This window comes from Nocardiopsis sp. NPDC006198 (genome assembly GCF_040613895.1).
Lineage (GTDB): Bacteria > Actinomycetota > Actinomycetes > Streptosporangiales > Streptosporangiaceae > Nocardiopsis > Nocardiopsis tropica.
Genome location: NZ_JBEXSY010000017.1, coordinates 92,963 through 108,627, shown reverse-complemented (window position 1 = coordinate 108,627; position 15,665 = coordinate 92,963). Strand labels below are relative to the sequence as shown.

15 protein-coding genes are annotated in these 15,665 nt (G+C 71.7%); 7 read left to right on the top strand and 8 right to left on the bottom strand.

From position 1 onward, the window contains the following. Positions 1–28 precede the first annotated feature (28 nt). Together ABZ234_RS14405 and ABZ234_RS14400 are read left to right on the top strand one after the other, a co-directional pair. Positions 29–2,005 carry a fumarate reductase/succinate dehydrogenase flavoprotein subunit gene (locus ABZ234_RS14405; RefSeq protein WP_355012313.1) on the top strand — a complete coding sequence of 659 codons (1,977 nt, stop codon included), beginning with the start codon at positions 29–31 and terminating at the stop codon, positions 2,003–2,005. Then, positions 2,002–2,805: a succinate dehydrogenase/fumarate reductase iron-sulfur subunit gene (locus tag ABZ234_RS14400; protein WP_267948162.1), complete on the top strand. Its 804-nt coding sequence runs from the start codon at positions 2,002–2,004 to the stop codon at positions 2,803–2,805. Before ABZ234_RS14405 ends, ABZ234_RS14400 begins: the two co-directional genes overlap by 4 nt. Before the next feature lie 97 nt (positions 2,806–2,902). On the opposite strand, the gene ABZ234_RS14395 is transcribed toward ABZ234_RS14400, so the two are convergent. The 3 genes from ABZ234_RS14395 to ABZ234_RS14385 form a co-directional block, all read right to left on the bottom strand. Beyond that, the gene (locus tag ABZ234_RS14395) at positions 2,903–3,400 is read right to left on the bottom strand and encodes a hypothetical protein (protein WP_355012312.1); all 498 of its coding nucleotides are present in this window, start codon (positions 3,398–3,400) and stop codon (positions 2,903–2,905) included. Between the two features lie 378 nt (positions 3,401–3,778). Continuing rightward, positions 3,779–4,024 carry a DUF397 domain-containing protein gene (locus ABZ234_RS14390; protein ID WP_355012311.1) on the bottom strand — a complete coding sequence of 82 codons (246 nt, stop codon included), beginning with the start codon at positions 4,022–4,024 and terminating at the stop codon, positions 3,779–3,781. Further along, complete coding sequence (locus ABZ234_RS14385; protein WP_355012310.1) at positions 4,021–4,833, bottom strand: helix-turn-helix transcriptional regulator; 813 nt, start codon at positions 4,831–4,833, stop codon at positions 4,021–4,023. Before ABZ234_RS14385 ends, ABZ234_RS14390 begins: the two co-directional genes overlap by 4 nt. A 209-nt stretch (positions 4,834–5,042) precedes the next feature. On the opposite strand from ABZ234_RS14385, the gene ABZ234_RS14380 reads away from it, so the two are divergent. Together ABZ234_RS14380 and ABZ234_RS14375 are read left to right on the top strand one after the other, a co-directional pair. Then, positions 5,043–5,360 carry a hypothetical protein gene (locus tag ABZ234_RS14380; RefSeq protein ID WP_355012309.1) on the top strand — a complete coding sequence of 106 codons (318 nt, stop codon included), beginning with the start codon at positions 5,043–5,045 and terminating at the stop codon, positions 5,358–5,360. Positions 5,361–5,707: 347 nt separating this feature from the next. Further along, complete coding sequence (locus tag ABZ234_RS14375; protein WP_355012308.1) at positions 5,708–6,850, top strand: methyltransferase domain-containing protein; 1,143 nt, start codon at positions 5,708–5,710, stop codon at positions 6,848–6,850. A gap of 142 nt (positions 6,851–6,992) precedes the next feature. On the opposite strand, the gene ABZ234_RS14370 is transcribed toward ABZ234_RS14375, so the two are convergent. From ABZ234_RS14370 to ABZ234_RS14355, 4 genes are all read right to left on the bottom strand, one after another. After that, complete coding sequence (locus tag ABZ234_RS14370; RefSeq protein ID WP_267948161.1) at positions 6,993–7,637, bottom strand: MBL fold metallo-hydrolase; 645 nt, start codon at positions 7,635–7,637, stop codon at positions 6,993–6,995. A gap of 137 nt (positions 7,638–7,774) precedes the next feature. Next, a complete protein-coding gene (locus tag ABZ234_RS14365) occupies positions 7,775–8,764 on the bottom strand; it encodes an adenylate/guanylate cyclase domain-containing protein (protein ID WP_267948160.1) in 990 nt (329 codons plus the stop codon). A 138-nt stretch (positions 8,765–8,902) separates the two neighbouring features. Beyond that, entirely contained in the window at positions 8,903–9,121 is a 219-nt protein-coding gene (locus tag ABZ234_RS14360; RefSeq protein WP_355012307.1) for a hypothetical protein, read from the bottom strand. 113 nt (positions 9,122–9,234) lie between these two features. Beyond that, positions 9,235–10,095 carry a biotin--[acetyl-CoA-carboxylase] ligase gene (locus tag ABZ234_RS14355; protein ID WP_267948159.1) on the bottom strand — a complete coding sequence of 287 codons (861 nt, stop codon included), beginning with the start codon at positions 10,093–10,095 and terminating at the stop codon, positions 9,235–9,237. Positions 10,096–10,224: 129 nt separating this feature from the next. Between ABZ234_RS14355 and ABZ234_RS14350 the strand changes: the two genes are divergently transcribed. Continuing rightward, positions 10,225–10,833 carry a Uma2 family endonuclease gene (locus tag ABZ234_RS14350; protein ID WP_355012306.1) on the top strand — a complete coding sequence of 203 codons (609 nt, stop codon included), beginning with the start codon at positions 10,225–10,227 and terminating at the stop codon, positions 10,831–10,833. Positions 10,834–10,922: 89 nt separating this feature from the next. Here ABZ234_RS14350 and ABZ234_RS14345 read toward each other — a convergent pair whose 3' ends face one another. Further along, positions 10,923–13,484, bottom strand: coding sequence for a phosphoenolpyruvate carboxylase (locus ABZ234_RS14345; protein ID WP_267950249.1), 2,562 nt, complete (start codon positions 13,482–13,484; stop codon positions 10,923–10,925). 338 nt (positions 13,485–13,822) lie between these two features. On the opposite strand from ABZ234_RS14345, the gene ABZ234_RS14340 reads away from it, so the two are divergent. Then, positions 13,823–15,433, top strand: a complete 1,611-nt coding sequence (locus ABZ234_RS14340) for an acyl-CoA carboxylase subunit beta (RefSeq protein WP_355012305.1) — start codon at positions 13,823–13,825, stop codon at positions 15,431–15,433. Beyond that, entirely contained in the window at positions 15,430–15,657 is a 228-nt protein-coding gene (locus tag ABZ234_RS14335) for an acyl-CoA carboxylase subunit epsilon (protein ID WP_355012304.1), read from the top strand. The genes ABZ234_RS14340 and ABZ234_RS14335 overlap by 4 nt, the downstream gene beginning before the upstream one ends. Positions 15,658–15,665 lie beyond the last annotated feature (8 nt).

The following is a 15,665-nucleotide window of genomic DNA, read 5'->3' as shown; positions in this document are numbered from 1 at the left end:
GGGCCGTCCCCTGGAAAGGCACACCCACATGCCCCCCACAGCAGACACCGGCATCACCCGGTACACCTACGACGTCGTGGTGATCGGTGCGGGCGGAGCCGGGCTCCGCGCGGCGATCGCCGCCCGCGAGCAGGGCAAGCGCACCGCGGTCATCTCCAAGTCGCTGTTCGGCAAGGCCCACACGGTGATGGCCGAGGGCGGGGCCGCCGCCGCTCTGGGCAACGCCAACCCCTCCGACGCGTGGCCCGTGCACTTCCGCGACACCATCCGCGGCGGCAAGTTCCTCAACGACCCGAGGATGGCCGAACTCCACGCCCGCGAGGCCCCGGAGCGCATCCTCGAACTGGAGCACTGGGGCGCGCTGTTCGACCGCACCGCGGACGGGAGGATCAGCCAGCGCAACTTCGGCGGCCACGAGTACCCGCGGCTGGCGCACGTGGGCGACCGCACCGGGCTGGAGATGATCCGGACCCTCCAGCAGCGGATCGTCGCCCTCCAGCAGGCCGACGCCGCCGAGCTGGGCGACCCCGAGGCCCGGCTGCGGGTGTTCGCCGAGACCGCGGTCACCGAGCTCGTCACCGACGGCGGGAGGATCGCGGGCGCGTTCGGCTACCGGCGCGCGGACGGCGGGTTCGTGGTCTTCGAGGCCCCCGCGGTCGTCCTCGCCACCGGCGGCATCGGCAAGGCGTTCCGGACCACGTCGAACTCCTGGGAGTACACCGGGGACGGACACGCCCTGGCCCTGCGGGCGGGGGCCTCGCTCATCAACATGGAGTTCGTCCAGTTCCACCCCACCGGCATGGTCTGGCCGCCCTCGGTCAAGGGCATCCTCGTCACGGAGTCGGTGCGCGGCGACGGCGGCGTGCTGCGCAACTCCGAGGGCAGGCGCTTCATGTTCGACTACGTGCCGGACGTGTTCCGCTCCCAGTACGCCGAGACGGAGTCGGAGGCGGACGGCTGGTACGACGACCCGGCGAACCACCGCAGGCCCCCCGAGCTGCTGCCCCGCGACGAGGTGGCGCGGGCCATCAACAACGAGGTCAAGGAGGGGCGCGGCTCCCCGCACGGCGGCGTGTTCCTCGACGTGTCCACGCGGCTCCCGGCCGAGGAGATCCGCAGGCGCCTGCCGTCCATGCACCACCAGTTCAAGGAGCTGGCGGACGTGGACATCACCGCCGAGCCCATGGAGGTGGGCCCCACCTGCCACTACGTGATGGGCGGGGTACGGGTGGACGCCGACACCGCCGCCTCCGACGTGCCGGGGCTGTACGCCGCCGGCGAGGTCGCGGGGGGCATGCACGGCTCCAACCGGCTCGGCGGCAACTCCCTGTCGGACCTGCTGGTGTTCGGCCGCCGCGCCGGCCTGGCCGCCGCCGCGTACGCGGACGGTCCGGGCCGCGGGGCGGTCGCGGGGGAGGCCGTGGACCGGGTCGCCGCCGCGTCGGCCCGGTACGCGCTGGAGTTCCTCAAGCAGGGCGGCGGCGAGAACCCCTACACGCTCCACGCCGAACTCCAGGACACCATGAACGACCTGGTGGGGATCATCCGGCGCGGACCGGAGATGGCGGAGGCCATCGCTCGGCTGGACTCCCTGGGGGAGCGGTCGTCCGTGCTCAGCGCCCCCGGCGACCGCGTCTACAACCCGGGATGGCACCTGGCGCTCGCCCTTCCCAACATGATCCTGGTGTCGCGGGCGATCACCGCGGCCGCCCTGGAGCGCGAGGAGTCGCGCGGCGGGCACACACGGGACGACTTCCCGGCCATGTCCGCGGAGTGGCGGCGGGTGAACCTGGAGGTGCGGGCGGACCGGGCCGACCGGGTGACCCTGGCCCGGCGCCCGGTCGCGGACATCCCGGCCGCGCTCCTCGCCCTCTTCGAGCGCGAGGAGCTGTCCAAGTACCTGACGGAGGAGGAGCTGCCCGAGCAGGACGGGGCGGACGCGGCGGGTGGAGCGCACCCGGCGGACGAGACGGCGGGCGGCGCCGCCGAGGAGGACGGGTCATGAGCGAGCGCGTGTTCAGGGTGTGGCGGGGTTCCGGCGAGGGCGGGCTCGCCGAGTACCGGGTCGAGGTCAACGAGGGCGAGGTGGTGCTGGACGTGCTGCACCGGCTCCAGGCCACGCAGACCCCGGACCTCGCGGTCCGGTGGAACTGCAAGGCGGGCAAGTGCGGTTCGTGCTCGGTGGAGATCAACGGGCGGCCGAGGCTCTCGTGCATGACCCGGATGAGCGTCTTCGACGAGGACGAGGTGGTGACGGTGACGCCGATGCGCACCTTCCCCGTGATCCGGGACCTGGTGTGCGACGTGTCGTACAACTACCGGAAGGCGATGGAGATCCCGTCGTTCGCACCGGACCCGAAGGCGGAGCCGGGCGACTTCCGCATGGCGCAGGTCGACGTGGAGCGCTCACAGGAGTTCCGCAAGTGCATCGAGTGCTTCCTGTGCAACAACGTGTGCCACGTGATCCGGGACCACGAGGAGAACAAGGAGCACTTCTCGGGGCCGCGCTTCCTGATGCGCGTGGCCGAGCTGGAGATGCACCCCGAGGACACGGCCGACCGGCGCGCGATCGCGCAGGACGAGTTCGGCCTGGGCTACTGCAACATCACCAAGTGCTGCACGGAGGTGTGCCCGGAGGGCATCCACATCACCGACAACGCACTGATCCCGATGAAGGAGCGGGTCGCGGACCGCAAGTACGACCCCCTGGTGTGGCTGGGCTCGAAGATCGGGGTCCGCCCGAAGGACACCCCGATCGTCCCGAACGTGCGTCCTACGGCTGACCGGACCCGGACGGACGGCTGACCCGAACGGCGTGCGGGCGGCCGGACGCGCGCCCGTGGTCATCGGTGCCCCCGGGGACGTCCCCCGGGGGCACCGCACGGCCCGGGGCCGGACCAGGTCAGGGGTCGGGGGAGAAAGGACCCGGAAGGACGGGGCCCGGGGTGCTCATGCCGTGGCCCGGGTCCCGACGGGCACGGGGGGCCACGGGGGCGGCGAGGAGGTCGCCGGAGAAGCGGGGCTGCGGGATCCACGCCCGGAGGCGGGCCGTCGCCTCGGCCTGGATCCGGTCGAGTTCGCGTTCGAGCTCCCGTTCGCGGTCGCGTTCCCGTTCGATCTCCCGCGCGACGTAGTAGGGCCGGGCGAGGGCGACGTCCTCGACGGGGAACGGGGCGCTCGGCGGAGCCGGGCGGGACGGCGGGGACGGCGGAGACGCCGGTTCCGGCAGGGAGGCGCTGACCTGTTCCGGGACGGGGGCGGGAACCGGCGCGTAGCGGCGGACCCGGGTGGAGCGGCGGCGGACGGCGGCCGAGTGGCGGCCCCGCGCGGGGAGGAGGAGCGCCTTCAGACAGCCCATGCCCATGGCAAGGCTGAGGAAGGCCGCGCTATAGTTGCGCATGCTGGCAATTCCTTGGGTTAAAGGTGTGAAAGTTGCTGGCCACGACCCCGGGCGGTGGTTAACCGTCGCGGGGTCATCCGTGTATGGAGTTGGGTGTTCGGTTGAAGATTAGGGGTACGCGGAGCGCGGAGGAGAACTTTTCCGCGAAGTAGTTCCGAAAAACTTCACCGAGCCCAACGTTACGGCAGGTCAGGGCACGGTCGAGAAAGGGACATCCCCGTGAGCGCACTGCGCCGGAAGAATACCTTTCGTCCGGAATGAAAGTATTCATACGGGCGTGGCGAGACGGCGGAAAGCGACTTGCGCGCGCCCTGGTTCCGACACACGAAGAAGGGGCGGCACTTCCTCGTGGAAGCGCCACCCCTCGACGTGTGCGCGTCAGCCGTGGACCTTGAGGGAGTCCACGAGAGCGGTCCACTCGCCTGCGGCGAACGACAGGTGTCCCCGCTGGCGGTTCTGCGTGTCCCGCACCGCCGTGGTCACGCCCTCCGCGACCTCCACGCAGTTGGTCTCGGCCTTGCTGTACGAGGACGTGTGCCATGAGGGCGCGGACAGCTGGGCCTCCACGCAGTTGGTCTCGCCTCTGCTGTACGTGGACTTGCTCCACGTGCCTTCGATCATCACTCGACTTCTCCTTGCGCTTTCTCGATCAGCGACCGTGACTGATCCGGAGGGAGGGAGAACCCCCGGAGGTCCCCCATCGCTGAGATGTGTTCACCTACGGTGCCCGAGTCGACGATCACTCCTCCAGCGGCACGGGCCTCCAGATAGAGGAGTATCCCGGCGTCCGGGACCCTCAAAAGCGTGAACCCACTATCCAAGCCCGGATGACCCCAGGTGTCAGCCGGGATGACCTGCACCTCCACCCGTGGCCTCGCGGAGATCTCCCACAGGTGTTGAAGCTGCTCCCTCATGATGTCAGGGCTGCCGAGGCGGCGGTGGAGCACCGTCTCGTCCAGAACGACGGACAGGAAGGGCGCGTCATCACGGTCCAGGATGGTCTGGCGCTCGGTGCGCTCGTTGATCTTCGCGTCGACGTCTGCCATCGAGTCAGCCCGGTTGCTGGCACTGATCGACGCACGCATGTAATCGCGTGTTTGCAGTAGCCCCGGAATGAGGAGTGGCTGGTATTGCTGAATCTGCGTGGCCCGTTGTTCCAGAATCGGCAGTTTTCGATACCAGGAGGGTGGTTCGTAGACCTTGTGCCGGGCTTCCCACTCGGCGACGACTCGGCCGTCACTGTTGAGAACATCGTCGATTCGCTGCACCATGCGCCTTTTGCCCGGCGTCTTGCCTCGTTCGAGATCGCTGATCGACGCCTGCGACGCCGGTATCAGCTGCGCGAGTCTGGTCTGCGATAGCCCTGCCTGCTCCCGGAGCCGACGCACTTCGGCCCCGAACTTCTCCGCCATCGGATCGGCTTCGTTCGGCATGCGTTGATTTCTATCAGGCCCGCATCACTCGTGAATGGGAGTCACTGAGAAATTCCGCAGTTCGATGCGATCGGTGGAAAGCACGCGCCGTCCGATGGGACGGTGGCCGCAGTCGGGGAAGAACGCGGTGGCCGCGCACACGTCGTGAGACGCGGGCTCGCACCACCTCCGGCCGATGCGGACGCGGGCGAGGAAAGGCGGTGGGCGCGGTGGGCTGGGAAGCACACGACGACCGGGCGCAGTACGCGGCGGCCCGACAGCTGTACGCACTGCACGGCCGCCTCTGGTGGGTGATGTGGGGGCCGGGCGCCCGCCGGTACTTCGCCTTCTACCAGGGCGACGCCGACCTCCGGCCGCTCTCGGACACCACCCCGCGCGGGCTGGACGCCCGGATCCGGCACGCACAGGCGGTCATCGCCCGCACCCGCCCCGCCTCCTACTGGAGGTGTCCGGTCCTGGGCTGCACGTGGACCTCCCTCAACCCCGCGCCGCACGCCCCCTGTCCCGCCCCACGGAAGGCCCTCTGACCATGCCCTGCTCCCCCGGCGTCCCACTCCCGGCCGAGAAGCCGCCGGCACCGCCCGACCCGTCACCACGCTCCGCACCGCGCCAGGGGAGACCCCCGTCCGGAAGACGGTGCCTGCCGGTCCGCCTGCGAAGACACACGTGCCGGACCGGCTCCGGCCAACGCCCTCACACAGCGTGCTGGCGCAATTACCATCGACCGACTGCCTTTTCAGACCCCCGAGGAGAGCTCTATGGGCAAGCACGAGGACAGCTCCACCAGCGACGGCCACAAGCCCGACCGCCCCATCCCGCCGCCCACCCCCGACGACGGTGGCAGCGGAGGCGGAAAGCACGAGCGCGACGACACATGACCGGTGCCGCGGACCTCCTGTCCCGTCTCGTCGAGGAGGTGAACCCCTCCTCCGCCTGGCGGGACAGCTTCATCCGGATTCCCCGCCACCGCTTCATCCCCGACCGGATCTGGGTCGAGGACGGGGACGACCTGGCGGTCCTCGACAGGGTCGACGACCCCGACGCATGGCTGCGCTCCTGCTACGCCGACCGGCCGGTCGTCACCCAGGTCGACGACGGCGACACCACCGGCCGTGGATACCGGTCCTCGTCGGCGTCCATGCCGAGCATCGTGGCGATGATGCTCGACGCCACGGACCTGGCCGCTGGACAGCGCGTGCTGGAGATCGGCACCGGAACCGGCTGGAACGCCGCACTGCTCGCCGACAGGGTCGGCGCGGGAAACGTGACGTCGGTGGAGATCGACCCCGCGGTGGCCGCACAGGCCGAAGAAGCCCTGGGGGGTTTCGGCGTCCATGTGGTCCTGGGGGACGGCGAGAAGGGGTATCCACCCGGTGCGCCCTATGACCGGGTACTGGCGACAGCCGCCGTCCAGCACGTTCCCTACCCGTGGGTGGAGCAGACACGGACCGGCGGGCGGATCGTGACCCCGTGGGGAACGAGTTTCCACAACGGCACGCTGCTCCGGCTCCGGGTCGGGGAGGACGGCACCGCATCCGGGCGGTTCGGTGGGAATGCGGGGTTCATGTGGGTGCGCGGCCAGCGGACTCCGCACGGCACACTCGACGGGCGCGTCCGCCCCGACCACGAGTACGCCGAGACCTCCACGGACCTGCACCCGTACGAGCCCGTCGGCGACTTCGAGGCGACTTTCGCGATCGGGCTGCGGGTACCCGGGATGAAGGACCTCGTGGTGTTCGACGGCGACGTCCCCGGCAACCCGCACTACACGGTGTATCTGATGGATCCCGGTTCGGGTTCGTGGGCGTCGTGGCGCATCCGGCCCGGCCCCCGCGACTACCGGGTCCGACAGCACGGCCCGCGCCGCCTGTTCGACGAATTGGCCGGGGCGTACACCTGGTGGCAGGAGGCGGGCCGCCCCGCACACTCCCGGTTCGGCGTGACCGTGACCTGCCGGGGCCAACGGGTGTGGCTGGACGATCCCGGCAACCCCGTGTCCCCGGAGGACCCGGTGTAGTCCCCTGCGGCGCAGCCAGGCCTGTTGTCCGGTTGTCCGGACAGGCTCTCGCAGACGCCCTGGCCCCGGCGCACGAGGGCGGCGGCGTGCCGCGCCGACCGGACACCGCACGGCCCTCACCCCGGCGACGCCGGCGAGCGGGTCAGAACCCCCGGGCGGCCCAGGCGTCCAGGTGCTCGGCGGCCTCGGCGACGGTCGTGGTCTCCCCGTGGCCGGGGTGGACGACGGTCTCCCCCGGCAGGGGCGCCAGGCGGTCGCGGATGGAGGCGATGATCGTCGGGAAGTCCGAGAACGGCTGCCCGGTGGCCCCCGGCCCGCCCGGGAAGAGCGTGTCCCCGGTGAAGACCGCGCCCAGTTCGGGCGCGTACAGGCAGACCCCTCCGGGGGTGTGGCCCGGGGTGTGCAGGATCTGGAGCTCCACACCTCCGACCAGCAGCGCCTCTCCGTCCAGCAGCGGCGCGTCCGGTTCGCGGTGGGGGTGGACGTGGTGCCAGAGCTCCGCGTCGTCGGGGTGCAGCAGGATCGGGCAGTTCGCCAGGTCGGCGAGCGCGACGGCGGCGTTGACGTGGTCGCTGTGCCCGTGGGTGGACACGATGGCCATCAGTTCGCGGTCGCCGAGGCCGCGCGCGATCGCCTGGTGGTCGTGCGCGGCGTCGATGACGATCGCGCTGTCCTCGTCGCCGACGATCCACACGTTGTTCTCGACATCGAACTCGCCGCCCTCCAGGCTGAAAATGCCCGAGGTGCGCAGGCGTTGGATGGGAGGAGGCACGCTCACAGGGCTCATCACCTGACGTCTTGTGGGCCGGTACGGCGGTTCCGAGCCTATCCCTCCCGCACCCTCCGCACACGCCTGTTCGGTAAGAGGGGAGTGAGAGTCGGAGCGCCCCCGGGGCCGGGAGCGGCGCGCACCGGCCGGGCGGGTCAGAGCCCGGTGGGCTCGAAGTTGCGGCGCAGCGCGTACGGCTGGATGAGGCCGAGCCCGTGCGCGTGACGCGCCCTCACCCTGACCACCTGGAGCCCGTCCTCGTCGGTGAGGCTCTCGGCGAGGCTCTCGTCGATGAGGACGGTGCCGGGGCGGGCGAAGGAGGTCAGTCTGCTGGAGCGGTTGACGGTCGTGCCGAACACGTCGCCGTGCAGGGTCAGGACCGGCCCCGCGGCCAGGCCGACCCGCACGTCGGGCACCTCCACGTGGGTCTTGACGCCGGAGGCGAGGCGCAGGGCGATGTCGGCGGCCTCGGCCGGGGAGTCGGCCACGTAGAGCACCTCGTCGCCGAGGGTCTTGACGACGCGGCCCCCGCCGGAGGCGACGATGTCGGCCGCGGTGGCCTCGAAGCCCTCCACCACCCCGGCCAGCTCCACCTCGTCCAGCTCGCGGCTGAGCGTGGTGAAGGAGACCAGGTCCGCGAAGCCGACGACCAGCGGGTAGTAGTTGGGCACCCCGTCGGTGCCGTTGGACATCACCGCGAGGGTGCGTGCCGTGGAGGCGGAGAGCTGGCGGCGCCAGATGTGCAGCAGGAGGCGCTCGACGTCCGGCAGCAGCTCCTTGACCTGGTTCATCAGGGGGGTCGCGGAGTCCACGCCCTCCTTGTAGATGAGCGTGCTCAGGATGCTGGTCTGCCAGTCCGCGAGGCGGGCCATGGTCTGGCCCATGGCGCGGGCGAAGCGGACCACGCCCTCCTCGTCCAGGATGCCCTCCTGGAGCAGGCTGTTGGCGATCCGCAGCGACTCCACGTCGCTCTCCGCGAAGGTGACCGTCTCCTCGCCCTGGTTGGGGAACCCGAGGGCGCGCCATATGCGGCCGGCGAGTTCGGGGTCGGCACCGGCGAGCTCGATCGCCTGTTCCCTGGTGTAGACAGGTTCGCCGCCCAGGAGGGCGGCCTCGATCGCTTTCGGGTCCGGACGCGACGGCATACGTTCTCTTTCACGGATCATCCCCGGATGTCGGGGAGCAATCGCCTCGTCACCGTGCCGGGACGCGGCGCGGATCACCTCCAGCTTACGCCCGTGCCCCCTCCTCGGAAGGGGCGGGCGCGTACCGGAGGCGCATGGTCACCTCTGCGGCCCCGCCGACGGCTCCGGTCTCCGGGCGGCGTCGGCCTGTCTGCGGGCCCCGGACCGGGGCCGCCCGGGTCTCGGCGCCCGGCGCAGGACCCTTCCCTCCTGCTCGGAGGCCGCCTGTACGGACAACGTCCCGTACCGCGGGATGCGTTCCCGGAGGGAGGTGTCGAGCTCCTCGTCGTCGGAGGGGCAGCGGTCCGCGATAGCCATAACGGTGATGATGGCACAAGGCGGTCGGCCGCGGGAGTGAGCGGAAGTCCTCTTGTGGACAACCCCGCCCGACGCTCCGCCGCCCCGTCGGCCGCCCCGGCGGAGCGGGCCGGTCAGCCGCCCGGGCGCACGTGGACGACGTCGCCCGCGCTGAGCGCGCGCTCGCCGTCCGGCCCACGGACCAGCAGCCGCGCCTCGGAGTCCACACCCGTCGCGGTCCCCTCCAGCACCCGGCCGCCGGGCAGGTGGACCCGGACCGGGCGCCCCAGGGTGGCACACGTGTCCCGGTAGGCGGAGGCCAGGCCGCTGGCCTCGGCGTCGCCCCCGGCCGCCGTCCACACCGTGTACAGCTCCTCGAACTCCCCCAGTACGGCGGCGAGGAGCGCGCCGCGGTCCAGGGCCGCGGAGCCCTCGCCGCGCAGGGAGACGGCGTTGTCGACGGGCAGCTCGGAGCGCGACTGGGACACGTTGAGGCCGATGCCGACGACCACGGCGGGGCTCCCGGAGGAGAAGTCGACCTCGGCGAGGATGCCCGCGAGCTTGCCGTCCGACCGCGCCGCACCGGACCGCAGCCCGGCGGGGACGATCACGTCGTTGGGCCACTTCAGGGACGCCTTCACCCCGGACAGGCGGCGCACCGCGCCGACCCCGGCCACGCCCATGAGCGGGGAGAGCCAGCTGAGGGAGGAGACGGGCGCGTCGGGACGCACCAGGAGCGACACGGTGAGGGCCGCCCTCGGGGGGACGCTGAACCCGCGGCCGAGCCGGCCCTTGCCCGCGGTCTGGTGCTCGGTCACCAGCACGCTCCCGTGCGGGGCGCCGGCCGCGGCGCGCGCGGCCAGGTCGGTGTTGGTGGACCCGGTCTCGGGCAGCACCTCGATCCGCCGCCACAGGCCGCCCGGCCGGACGAGGACGGCGTCGAGTGCCGCCGTGTCGAGCGGCGGACGCGGAAAGGGGTCGGGTTCGCTGGTCATACGCCCATTACAGCAGCGCCGAAACCCGTTCCGGAAACCGGTGTGGGAAAGAAGCCCGCCGGTTAGTCTGAAAACAGCACATCGGTGATCGTGCCTCGCTACGTTCAACCACCGGAGGTGACGCGGCAGATGAGTATCGCGGAAACGGAGACGCCCCCCGAGGCGCACTCCCACTGGGACCTCATGCTGCGCACCTGGAAGGAGTTGGACCTGCCGGACGGTTGGCGGGCCGAGGTCATCGAGGGCGGGCTCTTTCTCGTGGCACCCCCTACGGTCGAACACGCCCATATCGTCTCGCTGATCCAGCGAGAGCTCTATCGCGAGTTCCTCCGTGACGGAGGCGGGCTGTCAGAGGCCAGCGTGCACCAGACCCTCGATGTCCGCGTGCCTCTGCGCACCGGTGTCTACATCCCCGACCTGGTGGTTCTTCCCTACTCCGCCATGGAGTACGAACCCGAGGCCATGATGTCCGACGCCCTGCTGGTGGTCGAGGTGACCTCCAGGAGCACCGCCGACCGGGACCGCAGACCCAGGCTCTGGGGTTACGCCCACGCCGGCATACCCCTGTACCTGCTCGTGGACCGCTGGGACCCGGAGACGGACAGAGGCGAGGTCACCCTCTTCTCCGGACCGGAGAACGGTGTGTACACCAGCGCGACCAAGGTGCCGTTCGGCAAGGAGATCCACCTCCCCGCGCCGTTCGACCTGACGCTGGACACCGGCGGCTTCCCCGCCTGACGCACCGCGCCCGGCCCCCGTGACGACCGGCGGCGCCCCGCACCCCTCCCGGGTGCGGGGCGCCGCCGCGGTCGCGGGGGCCGTGGCGGTCAGCCGGTGTTCTGGAGTCCGGCGGCGACGCCGTTCACGGAGAGCAGGAGCAGCCGCTCCAGGTGCTGCTGGTCCTGCTCGGAGAGCGAGTCCGCCTCCTCGCCCCGCAGCGCCTCCAGGGCACGCAGCTGGAGGTGGGACAGCGCGTCCACGTACGGGTTGCGCAGGTCGACGGCCCGCGAGAGCACCGCCCGGTTCTCCAGCAGGCGGCTGTGGCCGGTCACCCGCAGGACCAGCTCGCGGGTGAGGTCGTACTCGTCCAGCACCCTCGCGGTCAGCTCCGGCCGGCCGCCCAGCGCCAGGTAGCGCTCGGCGATGGTGCGGTCGGTCTTGGCCAGGCTCATCTCCGCGTTGTCGAGCAGGGACGCGAACATCGGCCACTCGCGGTACGCGGCCCGGAGTGCGGACACGTCCTCGACGGCGGCCAGCCCCGACCCCAGCCCGTACCAGCCGGGCAGGTTGACCCGGGTCTGGGTCCAGGCGAACACCCACGGGATCGCGCGCAGGTCGCCGAGGCCGCGTGCCGCCCCGCGGCGCGCGGGGCGCGAGCCCAGCCGCAGCTCCCCGAGCTCCTCCAGGGGGCTGACCCGGGAGAACCACAGCGCGAAGTCCTCGGTGTTGATCAGCTCCAGGTAGGTCTCCTGGGCCGCTCCGGCGATGGCGTCGGCGACCCCGCGGAACCTGGCCTCGGCGGAGCGCTCCCGCTCCTGCACCGCGTCGGTGGAGGCCATGAGCACCGCGTGGCCGACCTGCTCGATGTGGCGGCGGGCGATGGCGGGCTGCCCGTAGCGGGCGAAGATGACCTCACCCTGCTCGGTGACCTTGAACCGGCCGCCGACCGACCCGGGCGCCTGGGCGAGCAGGGCGCGGCTGGCGGGCCCGCCGCCGCGTCCGAGCGACCCGCCGCGGCCGTGGAAGAGGGTGAGCCGCACGTCGTGCCGCTCCGCCCACGCGGCCAGCCGGGCCTGGGCGTCGTACAGCCGCAGGGTGGCGCTGACCGGGCCGACGTCCTTGGCGGAGTCGCTGTAGCCGAGCATGACCTCGACGCGGCGGCCGGTCTGTTCGAGCCTCCGCCGGATCTGGGGCACCTCCAGCATGCCGTCGAGCACGTCGGGCGAGGCGTCCAGGTCGGCGCCGGTCTCGAACAGGGGGATGACGTCGAGGACGGGCATCCGCTCGGGCGGCAGGGCGTGGGAGGCCAGCTCGTGGACGGCGGCGACGTCCTCCGCGGTGCGGGTGAAGCTGACGATGTAGCGGCGGCACGCCTCCACGCCGAAGCGCTCCTGGATCCAGGCGATGACCCGGATGGTCGCCAGGACCTCCTCGGTGCGCTCCGAGGGGGCCTTCCCCGCCCGGAGCTCCTCCAGTGCGGCGGCGTGCACCTCGCTGTGCTGGCGGATCTCCAGCTCCGCGAGGTGGAAGCCGAAGGTCTCCGCCTGCCAGACGAGGTGCTGGAGCTCGCCGTAGGCCTGGCGGACGGCGCCCGCGTCGACCAGCGAGTCCTGCACGGTGCGCAGGTCGTCGAGGAAGGCGTCGGCGTCGGGGTAGGCGAGGTCGGCGTCGCGTTCGCGGGTGGCGCGCAGCCGGGCGGCGGCCAGCAGCAGGAGCTGGCGGTGCGGCTCGTTGGGCGAGCGCTCGCCGATCCCGGCCATCAGGGCGGGGTGGCCGGCGCGGGCCGCGGAGAGGGCGTCGAGCAGCGCCGGGCTGGCCGGGGTGAGGTTGGAGTAGGCGGTGAGGGTGCGGGCGACCCTGTCCGCGGCGCCCTCCAGCCCGCGCAGCACGTGCTCGGACTGGATGAGCACGGCCTCGCGGGTCACGTCGTGGGTGACGTAGGGGTTGCCGTCCCGGTCGCCGCCGATCCAGCTGCCGTAGCGGACGAAGGGTGTGGCGCGCGGGGGCCGGACGCCGGTGCCGTCGGGGTCGATGGCGGCGTCCAGGCTCCGGTAGACCTGCGGGATGACGGAGAAGATGGTCTCGTCGAACGCCGCGAGGGCGGTGCGCACCTCGTCGAGCGGGTCGAGCCGGGTGTAGCGCAGCTGGGAGGTGCGCCAGAGGAGGTCGATCTCCTCCAGCAGGCGCCGGTGCGCCTCGGCGGCGGCGCTGCTCCCCTCGTGGGAGGCGTGCCAGGCGTCGAGGTCCTCGCTGATCCGCTGGATGGAGGTGGAGACGGCGCGGCGCCGGGCCTCCGTGGGGTGGGCCGTGAGCACGGGGTGGAACTCCATGCCGGCCACGAGCTCGTTGAGGCGCTCCTCCCCGCCGTCGGCCTCCCGGATGGCGCGCACGGCGGCGGCCAGGGACTCGCGGGGAGGGTTGGCGGCGTCGTCGCGCTCGCGCAGGGCCCGCATCCGCTGGTGCTCCTCGGCGAGGTTGGCCAGGTGGAAGTACACCGTGAAGGCCCTGGCCACCTGCTTGGCGCGTTCGAGGGGCCAGGCGGCGACGATCGCGGTGATCTCCTCGCCTGTGACGGAACCGTCACGGGCGCCGATCACGGCGTGTCGGAGCTTCTCGACATCGGCGAGCAGTTCCTCGCCGCCGCTTTCGGCGAGGACCGTTCCGAGCATCTCTCCGAGGAGTTTGACGTCATTCCTGAGCTGCTCGGGAACTTCCTGCCGGGCACTGTCGCGTTCTGCGCTTACCGCTGTCATGGGCCCGACACTACAGAGATCGGGCCGGACGACAGGTGCGCGGGGGCGCATTTCCGACGCACTTTGCCCGGGCGTTAAGCATTGTTGCGCAAGGGAAAGGGGCGCACATTTCATCACGTCGTTTCCGCGCCGCCGCGGGCCGGCCCGAGCCCTTCCGGAGGGGTGCGGACAGGGCTGTGCCGAACCGCACCTACTGGCGAGTAACCAGGGCCGCGTGCCCCGGTCCCGCGAGGTCGCGGTTAACCTGCGTAGTTATGGCCACCGAAGCCCCTGAACCGCTGCCCGCGGACGAGATCGACATCCACACCACCGCGGGCAAGCTCGCCGACCTGCAACGACGCCGGTACGAAGCCGTCCACGCGGGCTCCGCGCGAGCCGTTGAGAAACAGCACGCCAAAGGCAAGATGACGGCCCGCGAGCGCATCGACGCGCTCCTCGACCCGGGGTCGTTCGTGGAGTTCGACGCCCTGGCCCGACACCGCTCCACGAGCTTCGGGCTGGAGGGCAACCGCCCCTACGGCGACGGTGTCGTCACCGGCCACGGAACCGTCGACGGGCGCCCCGTCGCCGTCTTCAGCCAGGACGTCACCGTCTTCGGCGGCTCCCTCGGCGAGGTCTACGGCGAGAAGATCGTCAAGGTCCTCGACCACGCCCTCACCAACGGCTGCCCCGTCGTGGGCATCAACGAGGGCGGCGGCGCGCGCATCCAGGAGGGCGTCGTCGCGCTGGGCCTGTACGCGGAGATCTTCAAGCGCAACACCCACGCCTCGGGCGTCATCCCGCAGATCTCCCTCATCATGGGGGCCGCCGCGGGCGGACACGTCTACTCCCCCGCCCTCACCGACTTCGTGGTGATGGTGGACGAGACCTCGCAGATGTTCATCACCGGCCCCGACGTCATCAAGACCGTCACCGGCGAGGACGTCTCCATGGAGGACCTGGGCGGGGCGCGCGCCCACAGCACCAGGTCGGGCGTGGCCCACTACATGGGCGCCGACGAGCAGGACGCCATCGACTACGTCCGCACCCTGCTCTCGCACCTGCCCGACAACAACCTGGAGGAGGCGCCGCTCCTGGCGCCCGAGGACGACCCCGGCGACGAGGTCACCGACACCGACCTGGCCCTGGACACCTTCATCCCGGACTCGGCCAACCAGCCGTACGACATGCGGACCGTCGTCGAGGCCGTCCTGGACGACGGCGAGTTCCTGGAGGTCCACGCCCGGTTCGCCACCAACATGGTGGTGGGCTTCGGCCGCGTGGACGGCCGTTCCGTCGGCATCGTCGCCAACCAGCCCATGAGCTTCGCGGGCTGCCTGGACATCGACGCCTCCGAGAAGGCCGCGCGCTTCGTGCGCACCTGCGACGCCTTCAACGTCCCCGTCCTGACCTTCGTGGACGTGCCCGGCTTCCTGCCCGGCACCGACCAGGAGTGGGACGGCATCATCCGGCGCGGCGCCAAGCTGCTGTACGCCTACGCCGAGGCCACCGTGCCGCTGATCACCGTGATCACCCGCAAGGCCTTCGGCGGCGCCTACGACGTCATGGGGTCCAAGCACCTGGGCGCGGACGTCAACCTGGCCTGGCCCACCGCGCAGATCGCGGTCATGGGCGCCCAGGGCGCGGTGAACATCCTCCACAGGCGCACCCTCGCCGCCGCCGACGACGTCGAGGCCGAGCGCGCCCGGCTCGTCCGCGAGTACGAGGACACCCTGCTCAACCCCTACTCCGCCGCCGAGCGGGGATACGTGGACGGCGTCATCATGCCGTCCGAGACCCGGGGCCAGATCTCCAAGGCCCTCAGGGCCCTGCGGAACAAGCGCAAGCAGCTGCCCCCCAAGAAGCACGGGAACATCCCGCTGTGAGCGCGCCGAAGAACCCGCCGCACCTGGTCGTCGTCCGGGGCGAGCCGACCGCCGAGGAGGTCGCGGTCCTCACCGCCGTCCTCGCCGCGCGCGCGAACGCCGCCCGCGCGGCCTCCGACGCGCCCGGGGCGGACCGGCGCCCCTCGGGGTGGGGGGACCGCTCCCGAAACCTGCGCGCCCCGCTGCGCCCCGGGCCCGGGGCCTGGCGCCTGAGCACGAGGTGACGGCCCCC